This is a genomic window from Litorilinea aerophila, from assembly GCF_006569185.2.
GTDB classification, from domain to species: Bacteria; Chloroflexota; Anaerolineae; order Caldilineales; family Caldilineaceae; genus Litorilinea; species Litorilinea aerophila.
The window spans coordinates 46,896-61,448 of the sequence record NZ_VIGC02000010.1; the positions used below are offsets into that span (position 1 = coordinate 46,896).

Annotated in this window: 11 protein-coding genes; 8 read left to right on the forward strand and 3 right to left on the reverse strand. The window is 65.8% G+C overall.

What is annotated here, in order from left to right; genetic code table 11:
* The first annotated feature begins 13 nt into the window (after positions 1-13).
* From FKZ61_RS09450 to FKZ61_RS09460, 3 genes are read left to right on the forward strand one after another with little or no spacing between them, the layout of a single operon-like run.
* Complete coding sequence (locus FKZ61_RS09450; RefSeq protein ID WP_141609866.1) at positions 14-1,615, forward strand: apiosidase-like domain-containing protein; 1,602 nt, start codon at positions 14-16, stop codon at positions 1,613-1,615.
* An 11-nt stretch (positions 1,616-1,626) separates the two neighbouring features.
* Positions 1,627-2,697, forward strand: a complete 1,071-nt coding sequence (locus tag FKZ61_RS09455) for an NAD(P)-dependent oxidoreductase (RefSeq protein WP_141609867.1) — start codon at positions 1,627-1,629, stop codon at positions 2,695-2,697.
* Between the two features lie 51 nt (positions 2,698-2,748).
* Positions 2,749-3,921 carry an enolase C-terminal domain-like protein gene (locus tag FKZ61_RS09460; RefSeq protein WP_141609868.1) on the forward strand — a complete coding sequence of 391 codons (1,173 nt, stop codon included), beginning with the start codon at positions 2,749-2,751 and terminating at the stop codon, positions 3,919-3,921.
* A 727-nt stretch (positions 3,922-4,648) separates the two neighbouring features.
* Here the strand turns inward: FKZ61_RS09460 and selD are convergent.
* Entirely contained in the window at positions 4,649-5,761 is a 1,113-nt protein-coding gene (selD, locus tag FKZ61_RS09465; RefSeq protein WP_141609869.1) for a selenide, water dikinase SelD, read from the reverse strand.
* Positions 5,762-6,235: 474 nt separating this feature from the next.
* Here selD and FKZ61_RS09470 point away from each other — a divergent pair, with 474 nt between their 5' ends.
* The 3 genes from FKZ61_RS09470 (at position 6,236) to FKZ61_RS09480 (ending at position 10,230) form a co-directional block, all read left to right on the forward strand.
* Entirely contained in the window at positions 6,236-7,105 is an 870-nt protein-coding gene (locus FKZ61_RS09470) for an SDR family oxidoreductase (RefSeq protein ID WP_141609870.1), read from the forward strand.
* Between the two features lie 443 nt (positions 7,106-7,548).
* Complete coding sequence (locus FKZ61_RS09475) at positions 7,549-8,319, forward strand: YceI family protein (RefSeq protein ID WP_141609871.1); 771 nt, start codon at positions 7,549-7,551, stop codon at positions 8,317-8,319.
* Between the two features lie 411 nt (positions 8,320-8,730).
* Complete coding sequence (locus FKZ61_RS09480) at positions 8,731-10,230, forward strand: methyltransferase domain-containing protein (RefSeq protein ID WP_170199508.1); 1,500 nt, start codon at positions 8,731-8,733, stop codon at positions 10,228-10,230.
* A 301-nt stretch (positions 10,231-10,531) separates the two neighbouring features.
* Here the strand turns inward: FKZ61_RS09480 and FKZ61_RS09485 are convergent, their stop codons facing one another.
* Complete coding sequence (locus FKZ61_RS09485; protein ID WP_211358497.1) at positions 10,532-11,722, reverse strand: acyl-CoA dehydrogenase family protein; 1,191 nt, start codon at positions 11,720-11,722, stop codon at positions 10,532-10,534.
* Positions 11,723-12,099: 377 nt separating this feature from the next.
* Here FKZ61_RS09485 and FKZ61_RS09490 point away from each other — a divergent pair, with 377 nt between their 5' ends.
* Positions 12,100-13,146 (forward strand): SIS domain-containing protein, encoded by a 1,047-nt coding sequence (locus tag FKZ61_RS09490; protein ID WP_141609873.1) that lies wholly within the window; start codon positions 12,100-12,102, stop codon positions 13,144-13,146.
* Between the two features lie 83 nt (positions 13,147-13,229).
* Here FKZ61_RS09490 and FKZ61_RS09495 read toward each other — a convergent pair whose 3' ends face one another.
* The gene (locus tag FKZ61_RS09495) at positions 13,230-13,706 is read right to left on the reverse strand and encodes an aminoacyl-tRNA deacylase (protein WP_141609874.1); all 477 of its coding nucleotides are present in this window, start codon (positions 13,704-13,706) and stop codon (positions 13,230-13,232) included.
* A 129-nt stretch (positions 13,707-13,835) separates the two neighbouring features.
* Here FKZ61_RS09495 and FKZ61_RS09500 point away from each other — a divergent pair, with 129 nt between their 5' ends.
* On the forward strand, positions 13,836-14,495 hold the full coding sequence (locus tag FKZ61_RS09500) for a hypothetical protein (RefSeq protein WP_141609875.1): 660 nt from the start codon (positions 13,836-13,838) through the stop codon (positions 14,493-14,495).
* Positions 14,496-14,553 lie beyond the last annotated feature (58 nt).

The following is a 14,553-nucleotide window of genomic DNA, read 5'->3' on the forward strand; positions in this document are numbered from 1 at the left end:
GGAGGCGCAGGCTATGACCTCAACGAACCATCCACCGGTCCGCCGCTGGGCGCCCCTGGAGCTCACCGTGGACGCCGGCGTGGCCCTGGAAAATCCGCTGCAGGCGGGGCGGCTGGAGGCAACCTTCACCGGACCCTCGGGCCAGATCCGCCGGATCGATGGCTTCTGGGATGGCGGCACCACGTGGCGGGTGCGCTTTGCCCCGGACGAAGAAGGGCGCTGGCACTACCGCCTCCAGTGGCAGGGCCGCCCGGATGTGGCCTTCACGCCGGACCAGGGCCACTTCGACTGTGTGGCGCCCGCGGGCCAGGGCCTCTTCCAGCGCCACGGCCCGGTGCGCCTGGCCGCGCACAAGCGCCACCTGGAGCACGCGGACGGCACGCCCTTCTTCTGGCTGGCAGATACAGCCTGGAACGGGCCCCTGCGGGCCACCGACGACGAGTGGGCCTACTATCTCCAGGTGCGCACCCGCCAGCGTTTCACCGCGGTCCAGTGGGTTGCGACCCAGTGGCGGGCTGCGCCGGACGGGGACAGGGATGGCCGCCTGGCCTTCACCGGCCGGGAGCGCATCGCCGTCAATCCTGAGTTCTTCCAGCGGCTGGATCGCCGGGTGGCGGCCATGGCCCAGGCCGGCCTGTTGAGCGTGCCCGTGCTGCTCTGGGCCGTGGGGGGCGGTACCAATCCCGAGGTGGATCCCGGCTACGGCCTGCCGGAAGATCAGGCCATCCTGCTGGCGCGCTACATGGTGGCCCGCTGGGGCGCGTGGCCGGTGGTCTGGATTCTGGCAGGCGACGGCAAGTACTTCGGCGACTACGCGGCCCGCTGGCGGCGCATCGGCCGCGCCGTCTTCGGCGACGGACCCCGCGCGCCCGTGGCCATGCACTGTGGCGGCCAGCAGTGGCCCGCCGATGAGCTGCGGGGCGAGCCGTGGCTGGACATCCTGGGCTACCAGAGCGGCCACGGCGACAGCGCCGAGACCTGGCGGTGGCTGGTGGAAGGCCCGCCTGCCCGGGAATGGGGCAGGGAGCCCCGCCTCTTCCAGTTGAACCTGGAGCCGGCCTACGAGAATCATGTGGCCTACCACTCCGGGCAGCCCCACTCCGCCCAGTCGGTGCGCCAGGCCATCTACTGGAGCCTGCTCAACGCCCCCACGGCCGGCGTCAGCTACGGCGGCCACGGCGTCTGGGGGTGGGATGACGGCAGCGGCCCGCCGGTGGATCATCCCCGCTCGGGCACGCCCCTGCCCTGGCGGGAGGCGCTGGAGATGCCCGCCGCAACTCAGATGGCCCACCTGGCCGATTGCTTTACCGGCCTGGCGTGGACGGCGCTCCGGCCCCGGCCCGACCTGCTGGTGGAACAACCGGGGCGGGAAGATGTGACCCGTACCGTCCTGGTCTCCGCTTCGGATGCTGGGGACCTGGTGGTGGCGTACACGCCCCAGCCGGTTACGCTGCGACTGCGTACCGCGGAGCTGGCAGCCGGCCTCGCGGGCACCTGGTGGGATCCGCGTACGGGCACGCAGCATCCCCTGGATTTCCTGCCCGCCGGGGAGGAGGTCGCCTTGACCACACCCGGTGCGGGCGACTGGTTGTTGATCCTGCAACCACGGGAGTGAAAGGAGTCTCCATGCCCACTCCATTCCGCATCGGCATTTCCGCCGACTTCAAGACAGCGGCGCCCGGCCGACTGGAGCCGGCGCTGCGCACCCTCATCGAGCCCCTGCCCCACGTGAGCTACGGTGAATTCGCCCCAACCGGCCAGGATGACGCGGGTCCGTACGTCACCCCCGCGGACATCGCCGACTTCGACGCGGTCCTGGTCCTGGGGCCGCGCTTCACTGCAGCCTCCTTTTCAGGCCAGGATCGGCTGGCGGTCATCGCCCGCTGGGGCGTCGGCTACGACATGATCGACGTGGCCGCGTGCACAGCCAACGACGTGCTCCTGGCCATCACCGTGGACGCGGTGCGCCGGCCGGTGGCCGAAGCCATCCTGACCCTGATGTTGGCCCTGGCCAAACAGTTGCCGGCCAAGGACCGCCTGGTGCGCACCGGCCGTTGGGATCTCCGGGGTGAGTTGCCGGCCCTGGGCCTGCGGGACAAGACCGTGGGGTCCGTGGGGCTGGGCAACATCGGCGCGGAGATGTTCCGGCTGCTGGCGCCCTTTGGCCTGGGCCGTCGTCTGGCCGCGGACCCCTACGCCCGTCCCGAGGTGGTCGCCGAACTGGGGGTGGAACTGGTGGACCTGGAGACCCTGTTCCAGGAATCGGACTTTATCGCGGTGAACTGCCCCCTCACTCCGGAGACCCGGGGGCTGGTCAACGCCCGCCTCCTCTCCCGAATGAAGCCCACTGCCTACCTGATCAACACGGCCCGGGGACCCATTGTCAACCAGGATGACCTGGTGGCCGCGCTGGAGGCCGGCCAGATTGCCGGCGCAGGCCTGGATGTCTTCGACCCGGAGCCGCTGCCGGTGGACCATCCCCTCACCCGCATGGAGAACGTGATCCTTTCGCCCCACTCCCTGGCCTGGACCGACGAGCTCTACCGGGACAACAGCCTGGGCGCCTGTGAGAACATTCTCCAGGTTTTCCAGGGGCAGCTCCCCCGGTACACGGTCAACCGGGAGGTGGTGCAACGGCCGGGTTTCCAGGCCAAGCTCCAGGTCCTGAAGGCGGCCTGGCAGGCTGCGGTTGGCTGATGGCTTGCTACAACGACTTACCACATCCATATCTACCAGGGGAATCAATCGATGCAGATCACAGATATCATCCTCTTTCAAGTCTCGGGGCGCTACACCGGCCCCACCTTCCCGCCCGGTGACCGCCAGGCCCAGCAACTGGACATCTACCCGGAGTTCAACCAGCGTCCTGCCGCCGAACCCGGGGACACCCTCAGTGCCATCTACGTGGAAGTGCAGACCGACCAGGGGATCTCCGGCCTGTGGGGCCCCATTCAGGAGCATCAGGCCTACCACATCCACCGCTCCCTTCGCCCCTTTCTCATGGGCCGGGACCCTCTGGCCACGGAGCTCCTCTACGACCAGATGATTCGCCTGGACCGCCACGGTCGCTCTGGCCTCTTCATGACCGCGGTGAGCGCGGTGGACAACGCCCTGTGGGACCTCAAGGGGAAGGCGTGGGGTCAGCCAGTCTACCGCCTGCTGGGCGGCCCTACCCGGCCGGCGGTGCCCGCCTATGCCAGCATGTTGGGCTTTTCCGTGGAGCCGGAGCAGGCCGCGGCCACAGCCCGGGAATACAAGGCCAAAGGGTTCACGGCCCAGAAGTGGTTTTTCCGCTACGGGCCCGGCGACGGCGAGGCGGGCAAAGCCCGCAATCTGGCCATGGCCCAGGCGGTGCGGGACGCAGTGGGGCCGGCGTACACCCTCATGTTTGACGCGTTCATGGGTTGGACGGTGAGCTACGCGGTGGAGATGGTGCGGGCCCTGGAGCCCATTCGCCCTTTCTGGATGGAAGAGCCCATCCCGCCTGAACGGGTGGGCGGGCTGCGCAAGATCCGCCAGGCGGCCCGGGTGCCCATTGCCACGGGTGAGCACGTCTACACCCGCTGGCAGACCAAGGAGCTGCTGGTCAACCAGGCGGTGGATGTGCTGCAGAACGACCCCGACTGGACCGGCGGCATCACCGAGCTGGTGAAGGTGTGTGCCCTGGCCTCCGCCTTCGAGACGCCTGTGGTGGCCCACGGCCATTCGCTGCTGGCGGCCCTCCATGTGGCCGGTGCCCAATCGCCCGCGGCGGTGCCCTTCGTGGAATACCTGATCCGGGCGCAGGAATCCAAGCAGTTCTTTCACAAGCCCATCTACCGACCCCAGGATGGCGTGGTGGCACTGCCGGAGCTGCCCGGCCTGGGGCTGGTGCTGGATGAGGAGAAGGTGGAAGAGCGAACGCCTCTTTCTTGGGGGTGAGCGCCTTTCTTGGCTCAGAATTTATTGTTGACCAGGCCAATAGCTGGCAGGCCCCGTTATCTTTTCCGGCCGACCGTTGTCAAAATCCCCACAATGACAAGGGCGGCAATCACATGCATCAGCTCTAGAGTGATTATGGCATCCCAGGTGATGGGCAGACTGAAGGGTGTAATAAACGAGAGACGGATTACACAGACAGCGCCGCATGGGGCGAGTGCGCATCCTCAGATGCGCACTCCTCGAAAGGATCACCACCGCCACGCGGAGTCGGCATCTGAGGATGCCGACCCAGCCGCTGCGCAGCCGTTGCCGTCCCTGCACCTGTCCGGATTGGGTGCAACACGTGCGTAGGGCGGGTCTCTGGCCCGCCGTGGGTGGCTGGTTCGACCGCGACAGCGGGCGGGCACGGAGGCCCGCCCCGACGGGGACGGGCGCCTTTCCGGGCACCACCGTGCGGCCGGAGACCGCACCTACGACAGGAGCCGCCATCCGCGCCGATCGGACGCCACGGATATGGGGGGCGGCGTGAAATCGATGGGGCGGGTCTGCAAAGATAGTGGTTGACCTTTGCCTCAAGCCAGGAACAGCCATGACGTAAGGCATCCTGCTCAATCTGCAGGAAAGCACACAGCCCCAGCCCGGTATGATTCATTCGGATGGCATAACCCAGGGGAACCGGGCGCTTCGTCCTTGCGCCCGGCTGTGGCAGGGGAGATGTTGGGGAAAGTCAGACCACGTGGATGCCGTCACCTTCGACCACTTCCCCGATTTCCCAGCAGTCCTGCTCCTGTTCCTGGCAGGCGGCCCGGAAGGTGTCTACCTGACCCTCGGGGACGGCCAGCAGCAGGCCGCCGCTGGTTTCCGCCTCCCACAGGAGGGTTCGCTGGGCAGGGGTGACGCTTTCGGCGAAGCGGACCTGATTCGCAAAGGCCTCCGGGTTGCGGCTGCTGGCCCGGGTCAGGTAGCCGGCCCGAATGTAGTCCCACACGCCAGGCAGGTGGGGCACGTCGGCGGCCCGGATGCGCAGGCCAATCGGGCCGGCGGGACCACCTGCAGCCACCATCTCGCTGGCGTGGCCCAGCAAGCCAAAGCCGGTGACGTCGGTGGCGCAGCGGACGCCCGCGGCCCGGGCCGCCCGAGCCGCAGCCCGATTCAGGCGCAACATGGACTGAATGGCCGCATCCAGGTGGCGCACATCCAGGTCGGGCTTGCCCTGGGCCCGACGGGCCAGCCGTTGCGCGCGACCTTCGCCGGGGCCGGTTAATTTGGCCGCGGTGGTGATGATGCCCGTGCCCAGGGGCTTGGTGAGGAAAAGCCGGTCGCCGGGGCGGGCTCCGCCCTTGCGAAAGACCTGCTCTGGATGGACCAGGCCGGTGACGCTGAGGCCGTAGAAGGGCTCCGGGTTGGTCACCGTGTGCCCCCCGGCGATGGCCGCGCCCGCCTCCCGCACCTTGGCGGCACCGCCGGCAAAGATCTGGGCCACCGTTTCCGGGCTCAGCGCCTCGGGAAAGCCGGCGATATTCAGGCAAAAGATCACCTCGCCGCCCATGGCATAGACGTCGCTCATGGCGTTGGCCGCGGCGATGGCCCCGTAGGTCCAGGGATCATCCACGATGGGCGTGAAGAAATCCGTGGTCTTGATCAGGGCCCGTTCCGCGTCCAGCCGATAGACGGCGGCGTCATCCGGTTCGCCCAGGCCGACCAGGATCTCGGGATATTCAGTTGCCGGGAAGAACCCGGCCAGTTGTCGCACGACCTGCGACAGCGTCTCCGGTGGGAGCTTGGATGCTCAACCGGCGCACGCCACCATCGCGGTCAGGTAAGGTCGTTCCTTGTCCATGGCCTGTTCGTCTTGAAAGCGGGTTTCTCTTTGGGCTCTCTGGGCACGTCTGAATATGCCGTGATGCCTATTGTACACGGAAGGGGCATCCCCGCCAAGTGGCAGGCGGCCAGGGGGGCATTCCAGTTTGGGGGCAGGATTCGGCCCCTGGGGCTTTGGGCAGGCCTTTATCTCGTCGGACAGGGCGGTCTCGTCGGACAGAGCGGCGTCCAAGGGCGCGCCTCTGGGCCGCTGTCCCGACCGGCGCCTGGTGCAGGTCGATCCGGTAGGGGCGGGGCTTGCCCTGTTCCCACCGATTGGGAGATCCAGAAGGTGTCGCGCCGTCGTTCTTATGCATGGTGATGATGCCTGCGCCGTGGCACGCTCTCCCCGGGGTAGCCGGAATCGCAAATTTGAGCCTGGCTGTGATACCCTTTGCAGTACCGCTATGGATCCACGATACAGATACTGCAAAGACCCAGAAAGGCTCCCAGTATGACTGGCAATGGCAGCAAATATGTGGTGGTGACCGGCGTCTCCAGTGGGATCGGCCGGGCAACCCTGGCCGAGCTGGCCGCCCACGGCTATCACGTGTTTGGCAGCGTCCGGACCCAGGAAGTGGCAGATCGGCTCTCCCAGGAGTATGGCGCCGCGTTCACGCCCCTCTTGTTCGACGTGACCGACGAAGACGCGGTGGACGCGGCCGCCGAGCAGGTGGCCGAGGTGGTGGGCGATCGGGGGCTGGTTGGCCTGGTCAACAACGCGGGCATCGCGGTCGGCGGGCCACTCCTGTATCTGCCGATTGAGGAGATGCGTCGGCAGTTCGAGGTCAACCTGTTCGGCGTGATGAACGTGATCCAGGCTTTCGCCCCCCTGTTGGGCGCGGAGGCGGAAGCGCCCCACCCACCGGGCCGCATCATCAACCTGAGTTCGGCCAGCGGCCACACGGCCTATCCCTTCCTGGGGCCCTATGCCGCTTCCAAGTTCGCCCTGGAGGGCTTTTCCGACAGCCTGCGGCGGGAACTGCAGCTCTTCGGCATCGACGTCATCGTGATCATTCCCGGCGCGGTGCGTACGCCCATCTGGGACAAGGCCCTGGCCCTGGCAGAGGAGGACGACTACAGCGACACCGAGTACGCCGAGATCGTCCCCAAGGTACGGGAGACCCTGGCGCGCCTGGAGCAGGAGGGTATGCCGCCGGAACGGGTGAGCCGCACCATCCGCCAGGCCTTGGAGAGCCCCAGGCCCAAGACCCGCTACGTGGTGGCCAACAACTGGCTGTTGGGCTGGATTTTGCCCCGCTGGCTGCCTGATCGCTGGCTGGATCGCCTGGTGGCCCGCCAGTGGGGGTTGGGCCGCGCCTGAAGCCACCCCACGAGGACCAGGCGGTACGCATTCACCCCAGACTGGATCAGGGACCTGAGCCGCAGGGACAGACTCCCCTGCAAAAAGGGCATTTTTGAACGCAAAGGCGTCAAGAAGCGCAGGAGAGAAGCACCCGAATCAGCGTTCATCGGCGTGGGTCAGCGTCCGAATTTCAGCAGTTCACGATTTCGACGCGGAGTCGGCATCCTCAGATGCCGACCCAGGCGGAACAGCGCCGCATCTGAGGATGCTCACTCCACAAATGGGCAACAATCGTGAAGTACTGAATTTGACCTTTTTGCAGTAGAGTCAGTTTGCAGTAGAGCCAGGGACAGGAACGAGAACACGAAAGGGAAAAAGAGATGCAAGCGCTGTGTTCATCTGTGAAATGTATGGTTTCTGCAGTGGGCTCCCGGATCTCTACGCTGAGGGGTGGCTTCATTTTGGCGCTGGTTTCCGGGTTGGTGCTCCTCGCCCTGGCTGCCTGTAACCCGGGTGGCGGTGCCAGCGTGCTTCCGGCAGCGCCCGCCCAGACCCCGGCTGACGGGGCCGCTCCGGCCACTGCCACCCCGGCGTCCAACCCGGCTGATCCTGCGCCGACGCCCACGGCAACGGCTGCACCCACCGAGTCCGCCCCCGAGCCCACCCCGGAGGCCAGGTTGCGGACCTTCCGGCTGGCGCCCGGGCAAAGCGAAGCCCGCTTCATCGTCGACGAGGTGTTGCTGGGGCGCCCCAACACCGTGGTGGGCAGCACCGACCAGGTGACCGGCACCATCCAGGTGGATCTGAACGACTTCCGCCAGACCCAGGTCAGCCCCATCCAGGTGGATGCCCGCTCCCTGGCCACGGACAACCGGTTCCGCAACCGTTCCATCCAGCGGCAGATCCTCCAGTCCCAGCGGGATGAATATCGCTACATCGTCTTCACCCCCACGGCCATCGAGGGGCTGCCGGAGACGGTGAACCTGGGTGAGCCCTTCACCTTCCAGATCGTCGGCGACCTGACCATTCGAGATATCACCAGCCCGGTCACCTTCGAAGTCACGGTGACGCCCGTCTCCGAAACCGAGTTGACCGGCCTGGCCCGCACCACGGTCACCCGTTCCATGTTCGACCTGCGCATCCCCAACGTGCCCGGTGTGGCCGACGTCTCGGAAGATGTGCAGTTGGAGCTGGAATTTGTGGCGGTGGCCGAAGAAGGGACCGGCGGCTAGCCGTTGACCCTTTCTCCACCGCTCCCCACCGACTGTTGCCAAACGCCTGGCCTCTGGCCGGGCGTTTTTGTTGCAGCGGCATGCACCCGGCCGAAACGGCGATTTGTGGGCGCCGATGCAATCTGGTATCATCCGTGCATATGTCAAACGCAACCATGCAGGCTCTGGCCCGGAAGGGGCCAGCAACCTTGCTCTTCCGAACCGGGTCTTCCCGGCACCGTGTGGGAAGTAACACGGGCAGGTCCACGGCCATCTCTGCCTTTTGCCCTGGCCAGGTGGTGAACGGCCAGTCGGTGAACAGCCGTGCTGGCAAAGGGGCTGACGTGGACCGGGCCGGGGGTAGCAGCCAGGGGGATGGCGCCCGGAAGGGCAACCTCATCCCGGCTGATCTCTGTTAGGCCGCCGGTAGCCATGTCTTCGTTGCATCCATCTCAACTGATCCCAGATCCCATCCAACCTCAAGCCCAGGGCCATGCACCCCAGACAGAGATGCGGCTGCTGCTGATCTGTCACGCCGAGGGGATGCATGATCGTTACGCCAACTTTGCCGGCGAAGAGAGCGGCCTGACTGCCCGGGGATGGGAACAGGCCGACATCCTGGCCGGCTGGCTGCAGAATTACTGCACCATCGACACCCTGGTCAGCGACAGCCTCCTCCACAGCCGTCTCACGGCCCAGCGCATTGGCCAGGCCCTGGGATTGCCCGTGGCGGTCAACCGGGAGCTCCCCCTGTGTCCTCGAGGGGAATGGCAGGCGCTGGACGCCCGCCTGGTCGGCGCTCGCTCCCTCCAGGCGCTGGCCCAGCTTCAGGAGGAGGCGCTGCCGCCTCCTTACGCGGACTTCTGCCGCCAGTTGGTGGCTTCGGTGGACCGCCTGGTGGCCGAACATTGGGGATCAACCCTGGCGCTGGTCACCAGCGGCGACAACATCGCCACCTTGCTCCGCTACTTCTTCGGCGCCCATCGCCTGGACATCCAGATCGACCACACCAGCCTCAGCGAAGTCAACTACCAGGGCCGACGCTGGCGCCTGGCCTACACCAACCGGTTGGAACATCTGCCCAGGCCGGTGCCCAGGGTGCAGCAGGTCAACGGAGAATCCAAGTCGGATGGGGAACCCATGGAGGATCTCTCCCTCGTCGTTCAGGTGTACAACCGGCTGGCCCAGGCAGACCTCCAGCGCAAGCGCACCGACGACGAAACCCGGCTGCGCCATCTGCTCCAGTTCGCCAAGATTCCACCGGATGCCCGGGTGCTGGACATCGGGACGGGGTTGGGCGTGCTTCCCCTCATGCTGGCCGAAGCTGGAGCCCGTTCCGTGGTGGGCATCGACATCTGCCCCACCATGTTGGAGCAGGCCGAGTATCTGCGCCTGAGCCGGCTCTCCCCGGCGGCCCAGCGGGTCAGCTTCCGTCTGGCGCCCGCACAGGCCCTCCCCTTCGCCGATGAATCCTTCGACGTGGTCTTCTGCCGCCTGGTGCTCCACCACGCCCGCAAGCCAGAGCGCATCATCCAGGAGGCGGCCCGGGTCTTGCGGCCCGGAGGCATGCTCATCCTGGCCGAGCTCCTCAGCGCCGATAACCCCGTCAAACGGGCCACCCAGAACGCCATTGAAGAGCGGCGCAACCCCGCCCACGTGGCGGCGCGCACGGCCGATCAGTACAACAAGCTGGTGGTCGACCAGGGGTTAACCATCGAAGCCCGGGAAGTGGTCAGCTTCGAGCGGGAGTTGGAGGAGTGGATCGCGGGCATGCAGACGGACCCGGCCGATGTGGCCGTGGTCCGGGAGATGATTGAAGCGGGCCTGGAGACGGACGCCGCGGGCATCAACGCCCGTCGCCAGGGCAACACGCTGGTCTTTGAGCAGCGGATGTACTACGTGAAGGCGGTGAAGCCGCGCCCCTCGGAGTAATCCCGTCGAAGTAATCCCGTCGAAGCAATACGGAGCCGCGCCGGAGGAGGTAGCTCTACATGAAACCGTGGCCGGCCTTGGGTCGATGATTGAAATCATCGGCTGGCAGACTCCAAGTGCGTTGAAACCCACTCCCCGGCGCGGATGGCACCTGGCTTGAATCCGTTTTCAACGGATTTCCTGTCCCCGCAAGGCATTTCCATGCCTCGTCATCGGACTAGTACAGTCTGGCGTAAATACCACGGCAGAAATTCGGCGGCACTACCGCTGGTGGAACCTATCGGCGAATTTCTGCCGGGATTTACTGGCTGCCGCGGCGGGCATCCCGGTACAACTCCCGCACAATGATGGCCTTCTGGATCTGGGTGGTTCCCTCGTAGATCTGGTAGATCTTGGCATCCCGCATGAGTTTCTCCACGGGGTACTCCCGGCTGTAGCCGTTGCCCCCGAACACCTGGACCGCGTCCAGGGTGTTCTGCATGGCGGCATCGGCGCAGAAGGCTTTGGCAATGGCTGCCTCCAGGGTGTTTCGCCGTCCCTGGTCTGCCAGCCAGGCGGCCTTCCACGCCAGGGCTCGGGCCGCCTCCACCCGGATGCGCATGTCGGCCAGCATGAACCCGACCCCCTGGAACTGGGCGATGGGCTGGCCAAAGGCCGTCCGCTCTCCCGCATACTTGACCGCTTCATCCAGGGCCCGGCGGGCCACGCCGGTGGCCGCCGCAGCCACCGGGGGGCGACTGCGGTCGAAGACCTGCATGGCCAGCATGAACCCGTCCCCTTCCCGGCCCACCAGGTTGCTGGCCGGGACCTCCACCTCTTCGAAGAAGACCATGGCTGCCTGGGCCGCGTGCTGGCCCATCTTCTCCAGGGGCTTGCTGACGCTGACGCCGGGGTAATCCCGCTCCACGATGAAGCAGCTCATGCCCTTGTGGCCCCCTTCGGGGTCCGTCTTGGCAAAGACGGTGAAGAAACTGGCCACCGGCGCGTCGGTGATCCAGGTCTTGGCGCCGTTGAGGATGTAGCTGTCGCCCTTGCGGGTGGCGGTGGTTTTGATGCCAGCCACGTCAGAACCGGCGTCGGGCTCGGTCATGCAGTAGGACATGATCTTCCCTTCGTCCACCAGCCGGGGGAAATAGCGCTTTTTTTGCTCGTCGCTGCCGGCCAGCAGCAAGGGAAGGACGGCCAACTGGTTGAGCATCAGGGCGGTTTGGATGCCGGAGCAGGCATAGGCCAGCTCTTCGGCCACCAGACATTCCTCCAGCACGTTGGCGCCCAGGCCGCCGTACTCCTCGGGGATGTTCATGTTGACCAGCCCCACCTCCCGGGCCTTGTGGAAGATGTCCCAGGGCCATTCCCCGCTGCGATCGTATTCATCCGCCCTGGGCAGAATTTCCTTGCGCGCGAAATCCCTGGCCAGCTCCTGGAGCATGCGCATCTCCTCGGACAGCTCGAGCTGCAGGCCGGTGCTCTCTGCCATGGTGTCGTGCAACATATTTCGCTCCCTCCCTCTTGACCGACTCCGGGCGCCGCCATCCCGGGCAGGCTTGTAGCTGGTGATGGGCGACTCCCGCCTATTTGGGGTATCTCGATTGAATACCCGGGCTATTCTGGTATTGTTGTGGGTGGGTTTATAATATTCCCCCAGTAGGGAAAGGGGAGAACAGTGACCTGCAAAATTTTTAAACGCAAAGGCGCAAAGGCGCAAAGAAACGCAGGAGAGAGTCACCCGAACCAGCGTTCATCTCCGTGGGTCAGCGTCCTCATTTGACCTTTGTGCAGTACTTTTGTGCAGTAGAGTGTGCAGTAGAGCTATCCAATCGAAAACGCCAAGAGACAAACGTCAAGAGACAAACGTCAAGAGTGAGGTAAATGTTAGAAAATTCGCACCTGTATCGGGAGATCCACGAGCAACCCCAGGTGTTGGCGGATCTCCTGGAGAGAGCCCGGCCAGCCATTCAGGGACTGGCTCGTGAGATTCAGCGCCGGCAGATCCGGTACGTCATGATTGCGGCCCGGGGCACCAGCGACAACGCCGGCCGCTACGCCAACTACCTGCTGGGCGCGGTCAACGGCCTGCCGGTGGCCCTGGCGACCCCCAGCCTGTACACCATCTACCGACGTCCTCCCCGCCTCACCGATGCCCTGGTGTTGGGCATCAGTCAGAGCGGCAAGAGTCCAGACATCGTCAGCGTGGTGGCCGAAGCCCGACGCCAGGGCGTGCTCACAGCCGCCATCACCAACGAGGGCGCTTCCGACCTGGCCCAGGAGGCCGACCACGTCATCCTGTTGCACGCCGGCGAGGAGCGCTCCATCGCCGCCACCAAGACCTACACCAGCCAGCTCATGGCCCTGGCCCTGCTCAGCGCCACCCTGGCTGACGACGCGGAAATGTTGGCCACCCTGGAGCAGGTGCCGGACGCGGTGGCCAACCAGTTGACCCTGAATGAACAGATCGGTGTCCTGGCCCAGCGCTACCGCTACATGCGGGACTGTGTGGTTATCGGCCGGGGGTACAACTATGCCAGCGCCTTTGAATTGGCCCTGAAGCTCAAGGAGCTCACCTACACCATTGCCGAGCCCTACAGCAGCGCCGATTTTCTGCACGGCCCTCTGGCCCTGATCGAGTACGGTTTCCCGGCCATCGTCTTTGCCCCCACGGGCATCATGCTGCCGGAGATGCAGAGCTTCATCAGCCTGTTGCGGCAGCGGGAAGCCGAGGCCATCGTCATCAGCGATGACCCGGCCACGCTGGCCATGGGGCGCATCCAGCTTCCCCTGACCACGCCCGTGCCGGAGTGGATCTCGCCCATCACCGCCATCGTCCCTGGGCAGCTCCTGGCCATGCACCTGGCCCACGCCCGGGACTACGATCCCGACCATCCCCGGGGGCTGCGCAAGGTCACCGAGACCCGCTAGTAAATCCCGGCAGAAATTCGCCGAGCGCATCCACCAGGGGGCGTGCCGCCGAAGTTCTGCCGTGGTATTTCTGCCAGACTGGGTTAGAGCCGGATGACCCGGGCGCCGACCAGCTTGATCAGAGCCTGGACGGGCAGCTCCACGTTGGCCCCCCGCTGGCCAGCGCTGACGGCGATGGTCTCAAAGGCCAGGGCGCGATGGTCCAGGTAGACGCTAAAGCCCCGGTTGATCAACGCCAGCGGGCTGATCCCGCCCGTCTGCAGGCCGGTCAGCGCCTCGGCCTGGTCGTGGGAGGCCATGCGGGCCCGCTTGATGCCCACGGCCCGGGCCAGCGCCTTGAGGTCCAGGGTCTCGGGCCCGGGAACCACCACCAGCATGGGCTTGTGGTTGGGCTGGTCAGCCAGAACGACCAGGGTCTTGAAGACCTGCGCCGGCGGCAGCCCGATGGCTTCGGCCACCTCTGTGGCTGAGTGGATGCCGGCATCGTAGTCGTAGGTGTGGATGCGGTAGGGGATCTTTTTGCTGTTGAGAAGACGGGTAACGTTGTTCTTGAATTCCATGGGACCTGCCTGTTGGAGTCGTGCGTGGTATGACGTGATGGGTGAACCCCTTTACACACCGCCTGAGCTCTGGGCGTATTGACGCCTCTCGGAATCAGCCGGCTTCCGGACTGGGGTAAAGAAGCGTTTATGGACTACCTGGAACGGTTATGGGCAGAGAATCCCACCACGGTGGCCGCACTTGGCGTCCTCCTGGTGTGCATCCTGGCTATCCTCTCCGCGCTCATTCGGGCCCGCCAGCGCAGCCGTGACCTCTTGGCCGCCCTGGGAGACAGCGCCCGGGGGCAGGTGGTGTTGCTGCGGCCTCTGGGCCTGTGGGGGTTCGAGGCGGCCATCCAGCCGGCGCCGGAACCGTTCAGCCAGTTTGTGGTGCGCTATCGGGCTGCGCCGGCCCTGCTGGCCTGGCTGTTGCGGCCCCTCCTGTACGGCGCCAATCAACTCACCTTCCAGGCCAGCCTGAACACCCGGCCGGCCGGCGAGCTCCTCTGGATCCGGGGTCAGGTGCCCAGTCGAGCCCTGGGCAAAGGAACAGAGCTGGGCCTCTGGGTCCAGCATCGCCTGGACATCAGCGGCAGCGAATACGCCACCCGGGGACCGAACCCGGGTGCGCTCCAGCACGTCTTTCTGGATCTCCAGACCCGCTTTGGCCCGATCTTGCGCAAGGTGAGCATCCAGGCCGACGCCGCGCCAGAGATGGAGGTGGTGGTGCGCACCCGAGGCCTCAACCCGGAACAGATTCCGGCCCTGGTGGCCACCTTGCGGGCTGCCGGCCGGGCCGCCCTCTATTGACCCTGCGCAGATCAGCGTCAAAACCCAAAAGTGCCCAAAAGGAATACAGCGGCGTTTC

Excerpts from the sequence above, each read along its gene's own strand:
- FKZ61_RS09455 (WP_141609867.1), top strand. The coding sequence starts at position 1,627 with ATGCCCACTCCATTCCGCATCGGCATTTCCGCCGACTTCAAGACAGCG.
- FKZ61_RS09450 (WP_141609866.1), top strand. The coding sequence starts at position 14 with ATGACCTCAACGAACCATCCACCGGTCCGCCGCTGGGCGCCCCTGGAG.
- FKZ61_RS09485 (WP_211358497.1), bottom strand. The coding sequence starts at position 11,722 with ATGTTGCACGACACCATGGCAGAGAGCACCGGCCTGCAGCTCGAGCTG.
- FKZ61_RS09490 (WP_141609873.1), top strand. The coding sequence starts at position 12,100 with ATGTTAGAAAATTCGCACCTGTATCGGGAGATCCACGAGCAACCCCAG.
- FKZ61_RS09500 (WP_141609875.1), top strand. The coding sequence starts at position 13,836 with ATGGACTACCTGGAACGGTTATGGGCAGAGAATCCCACCACGGTGGCC.
- FKZ61_RS09460 (WP_141609868.1), top strand. The coding sequence starts at position 2,749 with ATGCAGATCACAGATATCATCCTCTTTCAAGTCTCGGGGCGCTACACC.
- FKZ61_RS09480 (WP_170199508.1), top strand. The coding sequence starts at position 8,731 with ATGTCTTCGTTGCATCCATCTCAACTGATCCCAGATCCCATCCAACCT.
- FKZ61_RS09470 (WP_141609870.1), top strand. The coding sequence starts at position 6,236 with ATGACTGGCAATGGCAGCAAATATGTGGTGGTGACCGGCGTCTCCAGT.
- FKZ61_RS09495 (WP_141609874.1), bottom strand. The coding sequence starts at position 13,706 with ATGGAATTCAAGAACAACGTTACCCGTCTTCTCAACAGCAAAAAGATC.